General features: G+C 59.0%; 9 protein-coding genes. 8 read left to right on the top strand and 1 reads right to left on the bottom strand.

Annotated elements, in window-relative coordinates; all coding sequences use genetic code 11:
* The first annotated feature begins 89 nt into the window (after positions 1 to 89).
* From ACR0KS_RS17305 to ACR0KS_RS17270, 8 genes are all read left to right on the top strand, one after another.
* Positions 90 to 1,670, top strand: coding sequence for an ABC transporter substrate-binding protein (locus ACR0KS_RS17305; protein WP_170486167.1), 1,581 nt, complete (start codon positions 90 to 92; stop codon positions 1,668 to 1,670).
* A 132-nt stretch (positions 1,671 to 1,802) separates the two neighbouring features.
* The gene (locus ACR0KS_RS17300; protein ID WP_170567458.1) at positions 1,803 to 3,368 is read left to right on the top strand and encodes an ABC transporter substrate-binding protein; all 1,566 of its coding nucleotides are present in this window, start codon (positions 1,803 to 1,805) and stop codon (positions 3,366 to 3,368) included.
* A 4-nt stretch (positions 3,369 to 3,372) separates the two neighbouring features.
* Positions 3,373 to 4,320 carry a glutathione S-transferase C-terminal domain-containing protein gene (locus tag ACR0KS_RS17295; protein WP_170567460.1) on the top strand — a complete coding sequence of 316 codons (948 nt, stop codon included), beginning with the start codon at positions 3,373 to 3,375 and terminating at the stop codon, positions 4,318 to 4,320.
* A gap of 48 nt (positions 4,321 to 4,368) precedes the next feature.
* Complete coding sequence (locus ACR0KS_RS17290) at positions 4,369 to 5,346, top strand: ABC transporter permease (RefSeq protein WP_170388651.1); 978 nt, start codon at positions 4,369 to 4,371, stop codon at positions 5,344 to 5,346.
* Positions 5,343 to 6,293: an ABC transporter permease gene (locus ACR0KS_RS17285; RefSeq protein WP_170486164.1), complete on the top strand. Its 951-nt coding sequence runs from the start codon at positions 5,343 to 5,345 to the stop codon at positions 6,291 to 6,293. Before ACR0KS_RS17290 ends, ACR0KS_RS17285 begins: the two co-directional genes overlap by 4 nt.
* A 4-nt stretch (positions 6,294 to 6,297) precedes the next feature.
* Complete coding sequence (locus tag ACR0KS_RS17280) at positions 6,298 to 8,007, top strand: ABC transporter ATP-binding protein (RefSeq protein ID WP_170567462.1); 1,710 nt, start codon at positions 6,298 to 6,300, stop codon at positions 8,005 to 8,007.
* A gap of 123 nt (positions 8,008 to 8,130) precedes the next feature.
* Positions 8,131 to 11,400, top strand: coding sequence for an adenylate/guanylate cyclase domain-containing protein (locus ACR0KS_RS17275; RefSeq protein ID WP_170567463.1), 3,270 nt, complete (start codon positions 8,131 to 8,133; stop codon positions 11,398 to 11,400).
* 10 nt (positions 11,401 to 11,410) lie between these two features.
* Positions 11,411 to 12,574, top strand: a complete 1,164-nt coding sequence (locus ACR0KS_RS17270) for a hypothetical protein (protein ID WP_170567465.1) — start codon at positions 11,411 to 11,413, stop codon at positions 12,572 to 12,574.
* Here ACR0KS_RS17270 and ACR0KS_RS17265 read toward each other — a convergent pair.
* Positions 12,571 to 16,200 (bottom strand): flavoprotein, encoded by a 3,630-nt coding sequence (locus ACR0KS_RS17265; protein WP_170567475.1) that lies wholly within the window; start codon positions 16,198 to 16,200, stop codon positions 12,571 to 12,573. The genes ACR0KS_RS17270 and ACR0KS_RS17265 overlap by 4 nt on opposite strands.
* Positions 16,201 to 16,208 lie beyond the last annotated feature (8 nt).

The raw sequence follows: 16,208 nt of genomic DNA, 5'->3' as shown, positions 1-16,208 counted from the left end.
CAAAATGATCTGGATGATCAGGTTCACCAAGACCAAAGAAAAGGTCGGCCGTTGAAACGACGGCGTTAACGAAAACTGGGGAGAAAACAATGATCCTAAGAAACCTGATGATTGCCGCCAGCGCGACTGCAATGATGGCGGCAGGCGCATCGGCGGAAACCCTGCGCTGGGCGCGTGCTGGTGATGCACTGACGCTGGACCCGCATGCGCAGAACGAAGGCCCGACCTCGGCTCTGGCGCACCAGATCATGGAACCGCTGGTCATGCGCGACATGACGGGCGCTATGGTGCCCGCTCTGGCGACCGAGTGGGGCCCGTCCGAAGAAAACCCGAACATCTGGGTGTTCAAACTGCGTGAAGGCGTCACCTTCCACGACGGTGCCGAGTTCGACAGCGACGACGTCGTGTTCTCGCTGAACCGCGCGATGACGCCGGATTCGGACTACAAGGAACTGCTGGCCTCGGTGAAAGAGGTGCGCGCGACCGACAAATACACCGTCGAGATCGAGACCGATGGTCCGAACCCGATCATGCCCAACAACCTGACCAACATGTTCATGATGGACAAGGACTGGGCCGAGGCGAACAACGCCGTCAAGGTGCAGGATTATGAAGGCGGCGAAGACACCTATGCAGCCAAGAACGCAAACGGCACCGGCCCCTACAAGCTGATCAGCCGCGAGCCTGACGTTAAGACGGTTCTGTCGATCAACGAAGACTATTGGGGCAAAGACGAATTCCCCATGCAGGTGACCGAGATCATCTACACCCCGATTCAGAACGCAGCTACACGCGTTGCGGCCATGCTGTCGGGTGAGGTTGATTTCATTCAGGACGTTCCGGTGCAAGACCTCGAGCGTGTTGCGGGCACCGACGGTCTGGACGTGCGTACCGCGCCGCAGAACCGGGTTATCTTCTTCGGCATGAACATGGGCGATGCGGATCTGACCTCGGACAACGTGGACGGCAAGAACCCCCTGTCCGACGTGCGTGTGCGTCAGGCGATGTCGATGGCGATCAACCGCGATGCGATCAAGCAAGTTGTGATGCGGGGCCAGTCGGCTCCGGCCGGGATGATCTCGCCCCCGTTCGTGAACGGCTGGGATGAGGGCATGGACAGCTCGTCGACCACTGACATCGAAAAAGCCAAGGCGTTGATGGCCGAAGCCGGATACCCGAGCGGTTTCTCTCTGACGTTGAACTGCCCGAATGACCGCTACATCAACGATGAGGCGATCTGTCAGGCGGCTGTCGGCATGTTGGCCCAGATCGGTGTGACGGTGAACCTGGATGCCAAGCCGAAGGCACAGCACTTCCCGTTGATCAACAACCTGGAAACCGACTTCTACATGCTGGGCTGGGGTGTTCCGACCTACGATTCCGAATACATCTTCAACTTCCTGGTTCATACCAAGGGCGAGAAGTACGGTTCGTGGAACGGCACGCGCTATTCCAACCCGGATCTGGACGCCAAAATCGTCTCGCTGGCATCGGAAACCAACCTGCCCGAGCGTGACAAGCAGATTGCTGAAATCTGGCAGGTCGTTCAGGATGAACAGCTTTACATCCCGATCCACCATCAGGTTCTGAACTGGGGTATGAAGTCGAATGTCGGCACGGGCGTTGCACCGGATGACACCGCTAAGTTCAAGTATTTCACGCTGAACTAAATCACTCTGATACGTGATCAGGCAGGGCGCGATTTTTCGCGCCCTGTTTTGTTTTGAAGCCGGTCTGAGAATTCCTTGCGCCAACGCGAAAAACCAAGAACACTCAGCCGCAGAAAACAGGGAGACATCACAATGATCCTCAGAAACAGCGCCATTGGCCTGGCTCTGCTGGCTGCGACCAGCGTTCAGGCCGCCGAGTTCAAATGGGCCTCGACCACCGATCCGCAAACAATGGACCCGCACGCCGTCAACTCGGCTCCGGTTCTGGGCTTTCTCAACAATGTCTACGAAGGGCTGGTGCGGCGCGGCAAGGACATGACGGTCGAGCCTGCGTTGGCCGTAAGCTGGGAGCCGATCGGTGAAGGCGACGGCTGGCGGTTCAAGCTACGTGAGGGTGTGACCTTTCATGAGGGCAGCAGTTTTGATGCGCAGGATGTGCTGTTCAGCTATCAGCGCGCCTCGGGCGAGGCCGCCGATACCCGCAGTTGGTTCGCGCCGGTCAGCGAGGTGATTGTGGTTGACGATTACACCGTCGACATCATGACCACTGCACCCAATCCGCTGTTTCCGTCCTCAATCGCCAACTGGATGATCATGGATCAGGGCTGGACCGAAGCGAATGACGCGGCCGTGCCCGACAAGGAGTCCGGCAACTTTGCAACGATCAACGCCAATGGCACCGGCGCGTTCAAAGTGACCGCGCGGGAACCGGGGCTAAAGACCGTGTTAGAGCCGCATGGCGACTGGTGGGGCGAGGTTGAGCACAACATCACCCGCGCCGAGTTCAATCCGATCCAGAATCCCGCGACCGCTGTGGCGGCGCTGCTGTCGGGCGATGTGGACATGATAAACCCCGTCCCCATTCAGGACGTGGCGCGCCTGAAGGAAAATGGCGATGTTGACGTTATTCAGGGGATCGAGGCGCGCGTGATCATGCTGGGCTTTGATCACGAAGCCGAGGCATTGAAATACACTGATGACGCGGGCAACCCAAACCCGTTCCGTGACGTGCGTGTGCGTCAGGCCATTGCACAGGCCGTAAATGTCGACGCCATTCTTGCCACGATCATGCGTGGCAACGCCGAGGCCGCCTCGCAACTGGTCAGCCCGGCCATGAGCGGATATTCCGCCGCCAATGCCGACCGCCCGGCCTTTGATGTCGAAGGGGCAAAGGCGCTGTTGGCCGAGGCGGGTTATGCCGACGGGTTCTCGTTTGGCCTGAAATGCCCCAATGACCGCTATCTGAATGACGAAGCCGTCTGTCAGGCGATTGTCAGCATGTTGGCGCAAATCGGGATCACGGCAGAACTGGATGCCATGCCCGTCCGCAACTATTGGCCGGAACTGCGCGAGGACAATTACGACATGTACCTGCTGGGTTGGAGCCCGGGCACCTTCGACGCCGAGCACCCCGTTCGTTTCCTCGTGGCCACGCCGAACGAAGAAAAGAAGCTGGGTAGCTGGAATTTCGGTGGATACTCGAACCCGCGCGTGGATGAACTGCTGCCGATGATTCAATCGGAGCTGGACGAAACCAAACGTCAGGCCATGTTGGACGAAGTTACCCAGATCTATCAGGACGAACAGGTCTATGTTCCGATGTACGTGCAGCCATTGGTCTGGGGCACGCGCAGCAATGTTGAGCTGACGCAGCGCCCGGACAACTTCTTTATCCTGCGCTGGGTGACGGTGAACTGACCGCATGGGTGTGATGATCGCCGGGGTCTATCACACGGAAGACCCCGCCCCGGACACAAGGCTTGACGGCGCATACCGCCGTCAGGCGTCGACCATCCGCAACGCGCTGCCGGACGGCCCGTTTGAGCCGGGTCGGTTCCATCTTTATGCCGCGTGGAACTGCCCTTGGGCGCATCGGGTTTTGCTGACCCGAGCGGTCAAGGGTCTGGAGGATGTAATCTCGGTTGCCTACGCGCGTCCGCGCCGAACGCCCGATGGTTGGGTCTATGACGCCGAGGGTGAGTATTCCGACCGTTTGTTCAACGTCACCGCGCTGCATCAGGTCTACGCCAAGGTTGATCCCGCCTATACCGGGCGGATCACGGTGCCCCTGCTGTGGGACCGCGCCGAAAGCCGCGCTGTGTCTAATGAATCCGCCGATCTGGTGAGGATGCTGGGCACGCTTGAAGGCTATGGCCCGAACCTTGCCCCGCCGGACAAGCTGGACCAGATCGACGACTGGAACGCAAAGATTTACCCGCGCCTGAACAATGGCGTCTATCGCGCCGGGTTTGCGCGCACGCAAGAGGCGTATGAAGCCGGGTTTCAGGACGTCTTTGCCATGCTGGACGAGATCGAATCGCATCTGGAAGCCAACCGCTATCTTTGCGGTGACGTTCTGACCGAAGCCGACCTGCGCCTGTTTCCGACGCTTGCGCGCTTTGATGTGGCGTATCACTATGCATTCCGCTGCAATTTGCGGCGACTGGTTGACTACTCAAACCTGTGGGGATACGCGCGAGATCTCTATGCACGACCCGAGATCGGGCGGACAGTCAAGCCAGACATCTATAAGGCAGGGTATTTCTCACCATCCGAGCTGAGAAATCCTCTGGGTATTGTCCCGCTGGGGCCAGAGGTCGACTGGACGGCTCCGCAGGATAGACGGTCGCTGTTACCCGCGACATCTTGACCATCTGGTCAAGGCGTGCGTAGACAAAAAGATCAATGGGGAAAGTGAATGTTCGCATATATCGTCCGAAGGATGTTCCAATCCGTGATCGTGTTGCTGGTCGTGGGTCTGGTCGCGTTTTCGATGTTCCGTTTTGTCGGCGATCCGATCGACAACATGCTGGGACAGGAACGCACGCAGGCTGACATTGATCGCCTGCGCACCGAGCTTGGTCTGGATCAGCCGTTTCCGGTTCAATACTTCAAGTTTCTGAAGGGGGCTGTGCAAGGGAACTTTGGTGTCTCGTACCGTCAGGGCCGCCCTGTTTCGACCATCATCGCAGAACGCGCACCCGCGACGCTGGAACTGGCCTTCGTGTCGGGCTTTCTGGCGATTACGTTGGGCATTGCCTTGGGCGTCTTCACCGCGATCCGACGACAAGGGGTGGCCGCGAATGTCATCATGACCGTCAGTCTGATCGGGGTGTCCCTGCCAACTTTCCTGATCGGGATATTGCTGATCTATATCTTCTCGGTCGAACTTGACCTTCTTCCCAGCTTTGGGAGGGGCGAAACCGTTATGATTGGCAACTGGTCAACCGGGTTCCTGACGACCTCGGGGCTCAAGGCGCTGATCCTTCCGGCGATCACACTGGGCCTGTATCAGATGACGCTGATCATGCGGCTGGTGCGGTCCGAGATGCTTGAGGTGATGCGTGCCGATTACGTTCGCTTTGCCCGTGCACGCGGATTGTCCGACCGGGTGATCAACTTCCGCCATGCGCTGAAGAACACGCTGGTGCCGGTGATCACCATCACCGGTCTGCAACTGGGCTCGATCATCGCGTTTGCCATCATCACCGAGACAGTGTTCCAGTGGCCGGGCGTCGGTTTGTTGTTCATCAACGCGATCCAGTTCGTCGATATTCCCGTCATGGCCGCTTATCTGATGCTGATCTCGGTCATGTTCGTGACGATCAACCTGATTGTCGATCTTCTTTACTATGCCATTGACCCGCGCCTGCGTGTCGACGCGAGGGCCACATGACCGATACTCTCGATACCCCCAAAGCCCCTGAAAAAACGCGGTTTGCCAAGTTCTGGGACAGTGATTTCGCGTGGTCCTTCCGGCATTCTCCCGTGGCGATCATCGCGACTTTGGTTGTGATTGTTCTGGTGCTGGCTGCGGTCTTTGCACCGCTGATTGCGCCCTATAACCCGTTCGACCCGGCCTCGCTGAACCTGATGAACGGGTTTACGCCGCCCGGCACGCCCAACGCGTTCACGCAAGAGACATTCCTGTTGGGAACGGATGATCAGGGGCGCGACGTCTTCTCGACCATCCTGTACGGGATGCGGATTTCCCTGTTCGTTGGCGCGGCTGCGGTGCTGTTGGCAATGATCATTGGTGTCGTGCTGGGGCTGGTTGCTGCCTATTTCGGTGGCTGGATCGAGACGCTGATCATGCGGATTGCCGATGTGCAGCTTACCTTCCCGGCTATTCTGGTCGCCATGCTGATCTTCGGCATCGCCAAGGGCGTCACCCCGCCGGAATACCGCGACGAGATGGCGATCTATGTTCTGATTATCGCGATTGCGCTTTCCGATTGGGTGCAATTCGCGCGCGTGGTGCGCGGCGCGGCGCTGGTTGAGAAAAACAAGGAATACGTTCAGGCCGCGCGCCTGATCGGGCGCGGGTCTGTCCCAATCATGTTCCGCCATATCCTGCCCAACGTTCTCAGCCCTGTTCTGGTGATTGCCACGATCTCATTGGCGCTGGCGATCATTGCCGAGGCCACGCTGAGCTTCCTCGGTGTCGGCGCGCCTCCGACCCAGCCCTCGCTGGGGACGCTGATCCGCATCGGGCAGGGCTTCTTGTTCTCGGGTGAGTGGTGGATCCTATTCTTCCCGGCCTGCACCCTTCTGGCGCTGGCCTTGTCCGTAAACCTGCTGGGCGACTGGCTGCGCGACGCGTTGAACCCCAAGCTGCGGTGATTTCATGAGCCTTCTGACGATCAATGACCTGACGGTCGAATTCCCGACCCGCCGTAAACTGTTCACCGCTGTGGATCATGTGGACCTTTCGGTGGAACCGGGTGAAATCCACGGGCTTGTGGGCGAATCCGGTGCCGGAAAATCCACCATCGGCGCGGCCATCATGGGGCTGCTGGACCGCCCCGGCCGTATCGCAAGCGGTACGATCAAGCTGAGCGGAGACCAGATCAGCGGCCTGGACGCCGAAGCGATGCGTGGGCTGCGCGGAAAGAAGATCTCGATGATTTTCCAGGACCCGCTGACCTCGCTGAACCCTCTGTTTACCGTGCGTGAGCAACTGGTCGAGACGATTCAGGCCCATCTGGGTGGTTCGGATGCCGAGGCGAACAAACGCGCCCGTGACCTGATCGACCGGGTGGGTATTCCTGACCCAGATACACGGTTGGACCAGTACCCGCACCAGTTCTCGGGCGGGATGCGGCAGCGGGTGGTGATCGCGCTGGCGCTGTGTACGGAACCGGATGTGATCATCGCGGATGAGCCGACCACAGCGCTGGATGTGTCCGTGCAGGCGCAGATTCTGGACCTGATCAAGGAGCTGGCGACCGAACGGCAGGTGGGTGTCATTCTGATCACCCACGATATGGGCGTGATTGCCGACACCACCGACAAGGTGACGGTGATGTATGCGGGTAAAGTGGTCGAAAGCGGCCCGACCGCGCAGGTCATGGGCCAGCCCAGCCACGAATACACTAAGTCTCTGATCGCCGCCGTGCCGCGCCCGACGCTGAAGCTGCACCGCTTTCCGCAGATCAGCTATGGCGGGCGCGAGACCCGCTTTGCGATCGAGGATATGGCCCGCCACTGGCCCAAGGTGGACAATGACACCAGCAAACCGGTCTTTGAAATTCGCAACCTGACCAAGAAGTTCCTGCAAAAGCGCGGGCTGCTTCCGTGGGATCGCACCTATTTCACCGCCGTTGACGATGTCAGCTTTGACATTCGCGCCGGTGAAGTGTTCGGCGTTGTGGGCGAGTCCGGCTCGGGCAAGTCCACCGTCGCGCGGATGATTGCGGGGCTTTACCCCGTCGATGGTGGGTCGATCACGTTTCAGGGGCAGGTGGTCAGCGATCTGACCAACAAAGCCGCGCTGGATGCCTATCGCAAAAACATCCAGATGATTTTTCAGGATCCGTATTCCTCGCTGAACCCTCGGATGCGTGTGGATGAGATCGTGGCCGAACCGATCCGTCATCACAAGCTGATGGAGGGGTCTGACATCAAGCGCCGCGTGGATGAGTTGTTGGATCAGGTGGGGCTGGGTCATGAGGCGGGCACGAAATACCCGCATGAGTTCTCGGGCGGTCAGCGCCAGAGGATTTCGATTGCACGGGCTTTGGCCACGCAGCCTCGGTTCCTGATCTGCGACGAACCCACAAGTGCGCTGGACGTGTCGATTCAGGCTCAAATCCTGAACATCCTGAAGGATTTGCAGGAACATCTGGGTCTGACTCTGCTGTTCATCAGCCATGACCTTCCGGTGGTGCGCCAGATGTGTGACCGGGTGGCGGTGATGAAACAGGGCAAGGTGGTCGAGCTGCAAGAGACCAACGATCTGTTTGCCAATCCGCAAACCGAATACGCAGGCGAGTTGCTGCGCCTGATGCCCAAACTCGACGATCTGTCGACCGAGGGGCTGGAAGCAGAGACCTGAGCCCAACGCCCGGTTTACGGGCCTTGGGCTGTGCCTAAAAATTAAATTCGTTAACGATTGCAGACTCGGACGGGCCTGCTGTGCTACGCCTATGTCTGAAGTTGGGGGCTTCAGAGGGGCGATATGTCTCAGGACCTTAGGGACTGGCTAAGCGCACTTGGTTTGTCTGACTATGCGCAAGCCTTTTTGGATAACAAAATTGATTTCGCAATTTTGCCCGATCTGACGGGCGAAGACCTGATCGAAATCGGAGTGACCGCCGTCGGTGACCGCCGGCGTCTTTTGCGCGCGATTTCCGAACTTGAGCGGGTCGATCTTGTTCAGCCCTATGAACCGCAAACCCCGCTTGAGCCTGCCAAGCGGCAGGTCACCGTCATGTTTGCGGACCTGACCGGGTTTACGCGGCTGTCCAGCGAGTTGGATGCCGAGGACATGCACGCGCTGCTGAACGAGTTCTTTCACAAGGTGGATCACGTCGTCGAGAAATACGGTGGCCGGATCGACAAGCATATCGGTGACGCGGTAATGGCCGTGTTCGGTGCGCCGATCTCGCACACCAACGATACCGAACGCGCGGCGCGGGCCGCGCTAGAGATTCATGCGGTTCTGCCCACACTGACCCGGCCCCTGTCCTGCCACATCGGGATCGCGTCGGGGCAGGTCATCGCCAGTACAACCGGCAGCGAGGCTCATACCGAATACACCGTCACCGGCGACGGGGTGAACCTTGCCTCGCGGGTGACGGATATGGCTGCGCCGGGTGAAACGCTTGTGTCACACGACATTCAACGCGCGTTGGGGCCGCTTTTCGTGGGCGAGTCGATGGGCGCCAAGGCCATCAAGGGGCTGAACGAGCCTATCGAGCTTTGGCGGTTGGACCGGTTGGCGCGGAACATCCGCTCGCGCCGTCATCGGTTTGTGGGCCGCGAGCGCGAGATGTCCTTGTTCTCGGCCACGTTCGACCGATGCCAGCGACACGGCAAGGGCGAGGTCCATATCGTTCTGGGTGAACCGGGTATCGGCAAGACGCATCTGTCCGAACAGGTTGCCGAGCTTGCCGGCAGCTTGTCTTACGCCGTGCATACCGGCCTCGTTATGGATTTCGGCGCGCGCGAGGGGCATTCAGCCATTCAATCCGTGGCCCGCAGCATGTTGGGGCTCGAGGCAACCGACAGCGGCGAGACCTGCGCAGAAGTGGCCAAAAGCGCGATTGGCAAGGGCTGGGTGTCACCATCCAATGCCACGCATCTGAACGCGTTGTTGGAGTTGGAGCAGGATCCCGGACTGGCCGAAGTCTATGCGGTCATGGACAACGCCACGCGCCTGCGTGGGCGGCGTCAGGTGATTGACGAATTGATTGCCGCCTGTAGTCAGGACAGCCCGCTATTGATCCAGATTGAGGATATTCACTGGGCGACGCCCGACATCTTGACGGCCTGCGCCCATATCGCGGCCACAACGCGCGATCTGTCTTGCGTGCTGCTGATGACCAGCCGTGTCGAAGGCGACCCGATTGATCGCGATTGGCAGCTTGGCACCGAAGGCGCGCTGGTGTCCAAGCTGGAGCTGGCACCGATGGGGGATGATCAGGCCCGCCAACTGGTCGAGGAATTCACCGGCATCGACCCCGAACTTCTGGACGCCTGTGTGCGCCGGGCAGGTGGCAACCCACTGTTTCTGGAGCAGTTGTTGCGCAATATCGACGTGCTCAAGCGTGACTCGGTTCCCGGCAGTATCCAAGGCATTGTTCAATCGCGACTGGATGCGCTGGACCCGCCCAGCCGATCCGCGATTCAGGCGGCTTCGGTTCTGGGGCAACGCTTCTGGCCCGAGGTTCTGAACTTTATTCTGGGTAAAGGGCATCTGGATACCTCGACCCTGATCCGGTCAGCCTTGATCCGCGAGGCCGGGGCAGACCTGATGTTTGCGCACGCCCTGATCCGGGACGGGTCTTACGCCACGCTGGTAAAGTCTGAACGCGCGCGGCTGCACTGCGAGGCCGCCAAGTGGTTTGAAGACCGGGATGCGACCCTGCGCGCCCAGCATCTGGATCGTGCAGGCGCAAGCAACGCAGCACAAGCCTATCTTGAGGCCGCCGAAAACCTGATCCAGGGCTTTCAATATGATGAGGCCAGCCCCCTGATCGAGCGCGCCCTGGACCTACCGGCCCCGGCTGGTGTTCGGTTCGATCTGTTGTGCGCGCGGGGGGAAACGCACCGGTTGCAGGGATATTCAGAAGACGCGCTGCGAGAGTTCAAAGAGGCGGCCAACCTTGCCGAGACAGATGAACAAACATGCCGCGCCTATATCGGATTGGCGCAAACTGACAGGCAGGCGAGTCTGTACCAAGAGGCCTTGGATAGTCTCGAAATCGCCGAGGCCGCTGCTGAACGCTGTGGATCGGAACGGGACATCGCGCAGATCAACTATGTGCGCGGCAATATCTATTTCCCGCTGGGTCAGGTTGAAAAGGCGATGGCCAGCAATGAAAAAGCTCTGACTTTGGCACGTAAACTGCAATCGGCGCGGCTGGAGGTTGGCGCGCTTAGCGGATTTGGCGATGCCAATTTCATGAATGCGACCATGCAGTCGGCAACCGGGTTTTACACGCAGGCCGTGGAACGTGCGCGCGAAGAAGGGTTGGTGCGGGACATGGCCGCAAACCTGCACAATCTCAGCGTTGCGCGCAGCTATTCCGGCGACGTGGCGCAAGGCAAGGTGGATGCGCAGGAAGCTATTGAGATTTCGCAGAAGTACTTTGCCTTTGTGCCGGAATGTGTGGCCCAAACATGTCTTGGCGTGGCGCAGACCTTTTTGGGTGAACTGGACGGCGCGCTGGAGTCCTTTACCGTCTCGGCCGAAATCGCCGCGCGTGTGGGGGCCAAGCGGCTGGAGGCGCAGGCGCTGGAGCATCTGGCGCGGACACAGGTCTATGCCGGGCAAATGGATCAGGCGCGCGAGACAGGCCAACGGGCCGTGGATATTGCGCTGGAACATGGGCGCAACTTCGTGGGGCCAAAGGCGCTGTCGGCACTGGCCTTGGCTGAAACAGACCCTAACAAACAGGATCAACACCTGAAACTGGGCGCACAGATCATTGCCGAGGGCTGCGTTGGGCACAGCCATTTGCATTTCTATCCCGACGCAAGCGCCGTCATGCTGGCGCGGCAGGAATGGGACAGAGCCACCGAGTATGCCGACGCCCTAGCCCGGTTCACCGCCAATGAGCCTTTGCCGATGGTCGACCTTTCGATCCAGCACACTAAGGTTCTGGCCGCGTGCGGTGGCTGGGGCATCCCGCTCAGCGCACATGAAGAGTTCGAGGCGCTGGGCGCGGGTTTCTCTGAGATGGGTATCACACAGTCCCTGGTCGGACGTCTGGACCATGTTTGAGAGGGGCTGAATGAGTATCGAAAAGAAGGTTTGGTTGATTTCCGGTGCCCTGACGCTTGGGCTGCTTGTGTTGTTGTTCAGGCTATTGGTGGCGCTGAACCATTTCGAGGGCGACCCGACGCAACTGCCTGATCAGGCATCGGTCGACAATTACCTGCAAGACTTGGAAAACGTGCCGGAATATCAGGTCAGGACCGGTATATTCATTAAGTCCTTTGTGTTCACCGATGCCAGCGATGTCCATGTCACCGGATATGTGTGGCAGCATTACCAAGACGGCGTGCATGACGCGATAAAACCGACAGGCGACGCGGTCGGGTTCGTGCTGCCCGATGCCTCGGACGCCGCCAGCGGGATGATCGAAGAAGCCTATCGCATGGATCAGGACGGCGAAGAACTGATCGGTTGGTATTTTGAACAAACCCTACGGCAGAATTTCGACTACACCAGTTATCCCTTCGACCATAAAACCGTGTGGGTCCGGTTCTGGCCCGCCAGTTTCGACACCTCTGTGGCCCTGATCCCCGATTTCGCGGCATATCCGGCCACCGGCCCCCACGACATATTCGGGATCGACAACCGCATCGTCTTGGGCACGTGGGAGCGCGAGAATACCTATTTCGACTATCGCCTGTCCGATCTGGGCACCACGCTGGGCATCAGCGATACCGAATTCCAGACCAACCTGCCCGAGCTGCATTATAACTTTGTCATCAAGCGCAACTTCGGCAACGCTTTCGTCGTGCACATGATCCCCCTGATCGTCGTTACCATGCTGCTGTTCGGGGCGGTCATGACTGTGACGCGCCGACCCGAGTTGATCGAGCGGCATGATTTCAGCACCTCCAGCGTGATCGGCACCTGCTCGGTTCTGTTCTTCGTGATCCTGCTGGCGCATGTGCAGCTGCGCGAAGGCTTTGCCGGATCGCCGGTGATCTATATGGAGTCGTTCTTTTTCCTGATGTATTTCCTGCTGCTGGCCGTGTCGGTGAACACCTACCTGTTCGCGTCCGAGGCCGTGCCGTCCCTGCGGTTCATCCACTACCGGGACAACCTGATCCCAAAGGCCGCGTTCTGGCCCTTTGTATTGCTGTGTACGGTGGCGATCACGGCCTATAACCTCAGCCTCAAGGCTGACCCCGAGGATGCAGTCGTGATCGAGATGCTCAACTAGGGCGTCGGATGAAACCCCGGTTTCGGTGTGCCCGTGGCCATGTCCAGCGTGTATTCCGCCACGATGCCCGACGTGCCCTCGGCCCATTGGTCCAGATACTTGGTCGGGTGCGCGATGACGTAGACATAGGCGGGCTTCTTGACCCCGTCCATCAGCACGTTGATCCGCTTGCGGACATAGACATTCTCGGGCGAGCCGGGGCCGTGATAGCCTTCGAGCTTGTCCAACTCTTTCAGCCCCGAGGATGAGACGCGATAGACCTCACCCCGGATCGGTTCGCCGCGCCCTTTCTGATCGACCAGCGTGGCCATCCGGTGCAGGTAGCCGCAGTTGGGATTGTCGCAATGCGGCTCGTGCGGGACGATCAGGGGCATACGTTGCCGGGTCACGGCCTCTCCCACGAAATCGTCCAGCACCTCGGCGTGGGCATCGTGGTTGGGGAACCCTTTCTTGAGCGACCCGTAGGTGAAATACAGATAGGTCCGCTCGCGGTCGTCGATCAGATCATTGTCGTGGTCTTCCTCGGGCGCGATGACGGTATGGGCATTGGCCCAGTCATCCAGCATGGCCCGTATCTTGGGTTTGACCTGCTTTACGTCTTTTGCGTTTTTCGGGTCCCGCAGGAAGTTGATACAGTTGCTGGCGTCGATACCCGGCGCGCCCAGCAGCACTTCGACCATTTTGGCCGAGTTGTTCATCACCGCCACATGCAGGCTGGTAAACCCGTGGTCGTTGGTGGCGTTGACGTCGATGCCGCGATCTATCAACTCCTGTGCGGCCTCAAGATCGGGCTTGCCAAGGTCCTGCCCGTTTTCGTGCAGCTCGCCTTCGCCCCCCGCCGCATAGTGCAGCAGCGTATCGCCGTTGCTGTCATCCACGATGTCGATCCCGGCCATGCCCTTGTCGATTGCGTCGAAAACACGGGTCCACTGCGCGAACTCGTCCGAGGCTGCGGCCTCTTGCGCCCATTTGCAGATGTTGTGTTCCTGATCCGCCAGTTCTTCGAACGCTTCGTCCAGAACCTCCATGATCTGGTCCGGGGTGGCCATCATGCCGATCCCCATCATGCCGTTGGATAAACGGCCCTTGCGCGGCCCGACAATATCGACGCCCAGATCGCGCAGTTTTTCGACGTTGTTCTGGGTGGTGACATTGTTCCACATGTTTGTGTTGCAGGCGGGGCAGAGGATCACCGGCTTGTTCCGGTATTGCCATGCTACGAAGACCGAGGTCAGAAGGTTGTCGGCAATACCGTTGGCGATCTTGCCCATCGTGTTGCAGGTCACCGGCGCTACGATCACGCAGTCGGCCCAATCGCACAGCGCTAGGTGCGAGGCGCGCAGGGGCATGCCGAACTCGGTATAGCGGAAATTCCACTCGTCATCATCGCGGTAATAGTCGTGGTGCGAGATATAATCCTCGATCGTCTTCGGTTTGGTTTTCCTGATATTGCCGGTTTCTTCTTCGACCTCGATATCGCGGAAAAACTTCTCGGCCGAGACCGAGGGGATCAGCTTGACGTTATGCCCCGCATCCTTGATCCGCTTGACCAGATCGGGAACCTTGTCCGCCGCCGACGACCCGCAGGCACACAACAGCACGTTGCGCTTTTCGCTGGGCGCATCGGTCAGCCCGCCCTTGGGGTAGCCAAAGATGTTTTTGTCCAGACTGGGCGATTCATGGCGCAGCAACACCGGCAACCCGGCTTCCTTGACGCTTTTCTGAAAGCTGCCATCCAGCACCACATCGACGATGTCTTTTCTGCGACCCAGACATTCGCCCTTGAAGAACAGGTAGGGTGGGTTTTCCTTCCCGGTCATTATTGTCAACTGCCGCCGCATCTTCATCACGTTGGCCCCGTGACCTTCGACGTCGATCAGCCGGGCGCTGGTGATACCGATATTGGCCAGCATACTGCGCAGCATATAGGACCACGGGTCTTCGTCGGCATAGAACAACACGATCGGATGGGTGTTGACGATGCGTTCGACATCCGTGGGATCTTCGGGCGGTTCATGTTCCTCGATCACCAGCATTGCCGGGTTCCCGAGGTCCCTTAGACCACGGAAGATATGCCCGCGCGGAGCCTGCCAGACTTGCGATGTTGCAGGGCTCATATCCACGACCGTTACCAGATCGGACTTTTCGTCATAGGCGATGCAGAGGCACCAGAACTCCTCCAGCAGGGCCGTCTCGCGATAGACGTTCGCGGGGGGGCGGATGACCTCGAACCCCAGCACACGGTTGAAATCAATATTGATCATCAGATGGCGATCGTCGTGCTCGTTCAGGCTGTGCAGTTGATCGCGGAACCAACCCTCGGGCGTTTTGGCGTCCTTGTTCGGTCGTTCCGCATAGCTACGGAAGGTGCTGCCTAAATGCACGTGAGGCGTCTGGCTGAGATAGCGTTGCGCCAGCGCGTGCATTTCCTTGGCCGTGGACACCCGGCTGAGCGCGTCTGTCAAATTGGCCTGTGTTGCAATCAGCAGCTTGTCCTCGTCGACCTGCTGGTCACCCAGAATGTTCAGGCTTTCGGCCAAAACCCCCATCGAGTTCATGTTCGGGCTGGCCCGCCGGAACAGGTTGCGGCGTTTCTTGGGGTCTTTCGCCAGATATTCGGTGCTGTCCACATAGTTGCAATCCTGTTGCAGTGTTTGCAGCGTGGTCTTCACCGCCTCCAATGCCGAGAACCGCAAAATCCCCCGCGACCGCATCGAGGTTCCGTCACGATCCGACATCCCCGCCCATAGCCGGTCAATCGTCGTGACCCACAGCTTGCCGTATTTCTCGGGGTGGACATCCATCATATGCACCAACCCGGTGCTGGGGTTGCATTTGGCGATGATGGCAAAGTGACCGCCGGGCATGTTCAGTTTGCCATGCGCCACGCCGACCTGAAAATTCGCCACCAGAATGTCGTTGTCGCCGCCCACCCGGTTGGATTCGTCGATCGCCTCAAGCAGCAACCGGGCCGAGGTCGTGGCCTCATCCATGAAATAGGCCTGCACCTGTATCTTCTTGCGCAGACCCTGCGTATGGATGAACGTGCAGGCGACGTCGTAAAGCTCGCCCAATGAAATCCCGTCATTCACCACGAAAGATGTGGGCAGGGCACACTCGCGGAAGATGTCGTTGACCTCACAACTGAAGCCCAAGGCTGACATGCTGAGCGCGGCCGCCGTGACGCTGCAACAGTTGATCGGTTGCTGGAAGTTCTGCAAATGAACGCTGACCAGATCGCCGAACAGGGTTGCATAACAGGCTTCGCGGATTTTGACCGGGATTTCAAACCACTGGTTGCTGGACAGGTAAGCCAGCCTAGTGCCGGGCGTGGCCACGGCATCGAGGCTGACGGGAATGTCGAAAATCTCAAGGTGTTCTTCGTAGAAATAGTCGCCGGTATCGGCGGTGGCCAGAACGGACCCGTCCTGCTGCAACTGAACGATGCCGGACAGCACGACATACATACCTTGCGGGGGCAGTACCGTGTCCTGCGAAACTTCGATGAATTCAAAGTGCGAATTTATCGCAGACGTGTCATCCGAGGACAGGACAGCGTAGATGAGCTTCCAGTCATCATCCGTTGGATTGAACGTCTTTGAGTTATCAATTGGATCTTTTGGCACGCTTTTTC

This window comes from Ruegeria sp. BC7 (assembly GCF_056539165.1).
This window is presented reverse-complemented; position numbering and strand designations above follow the sequence as displayed.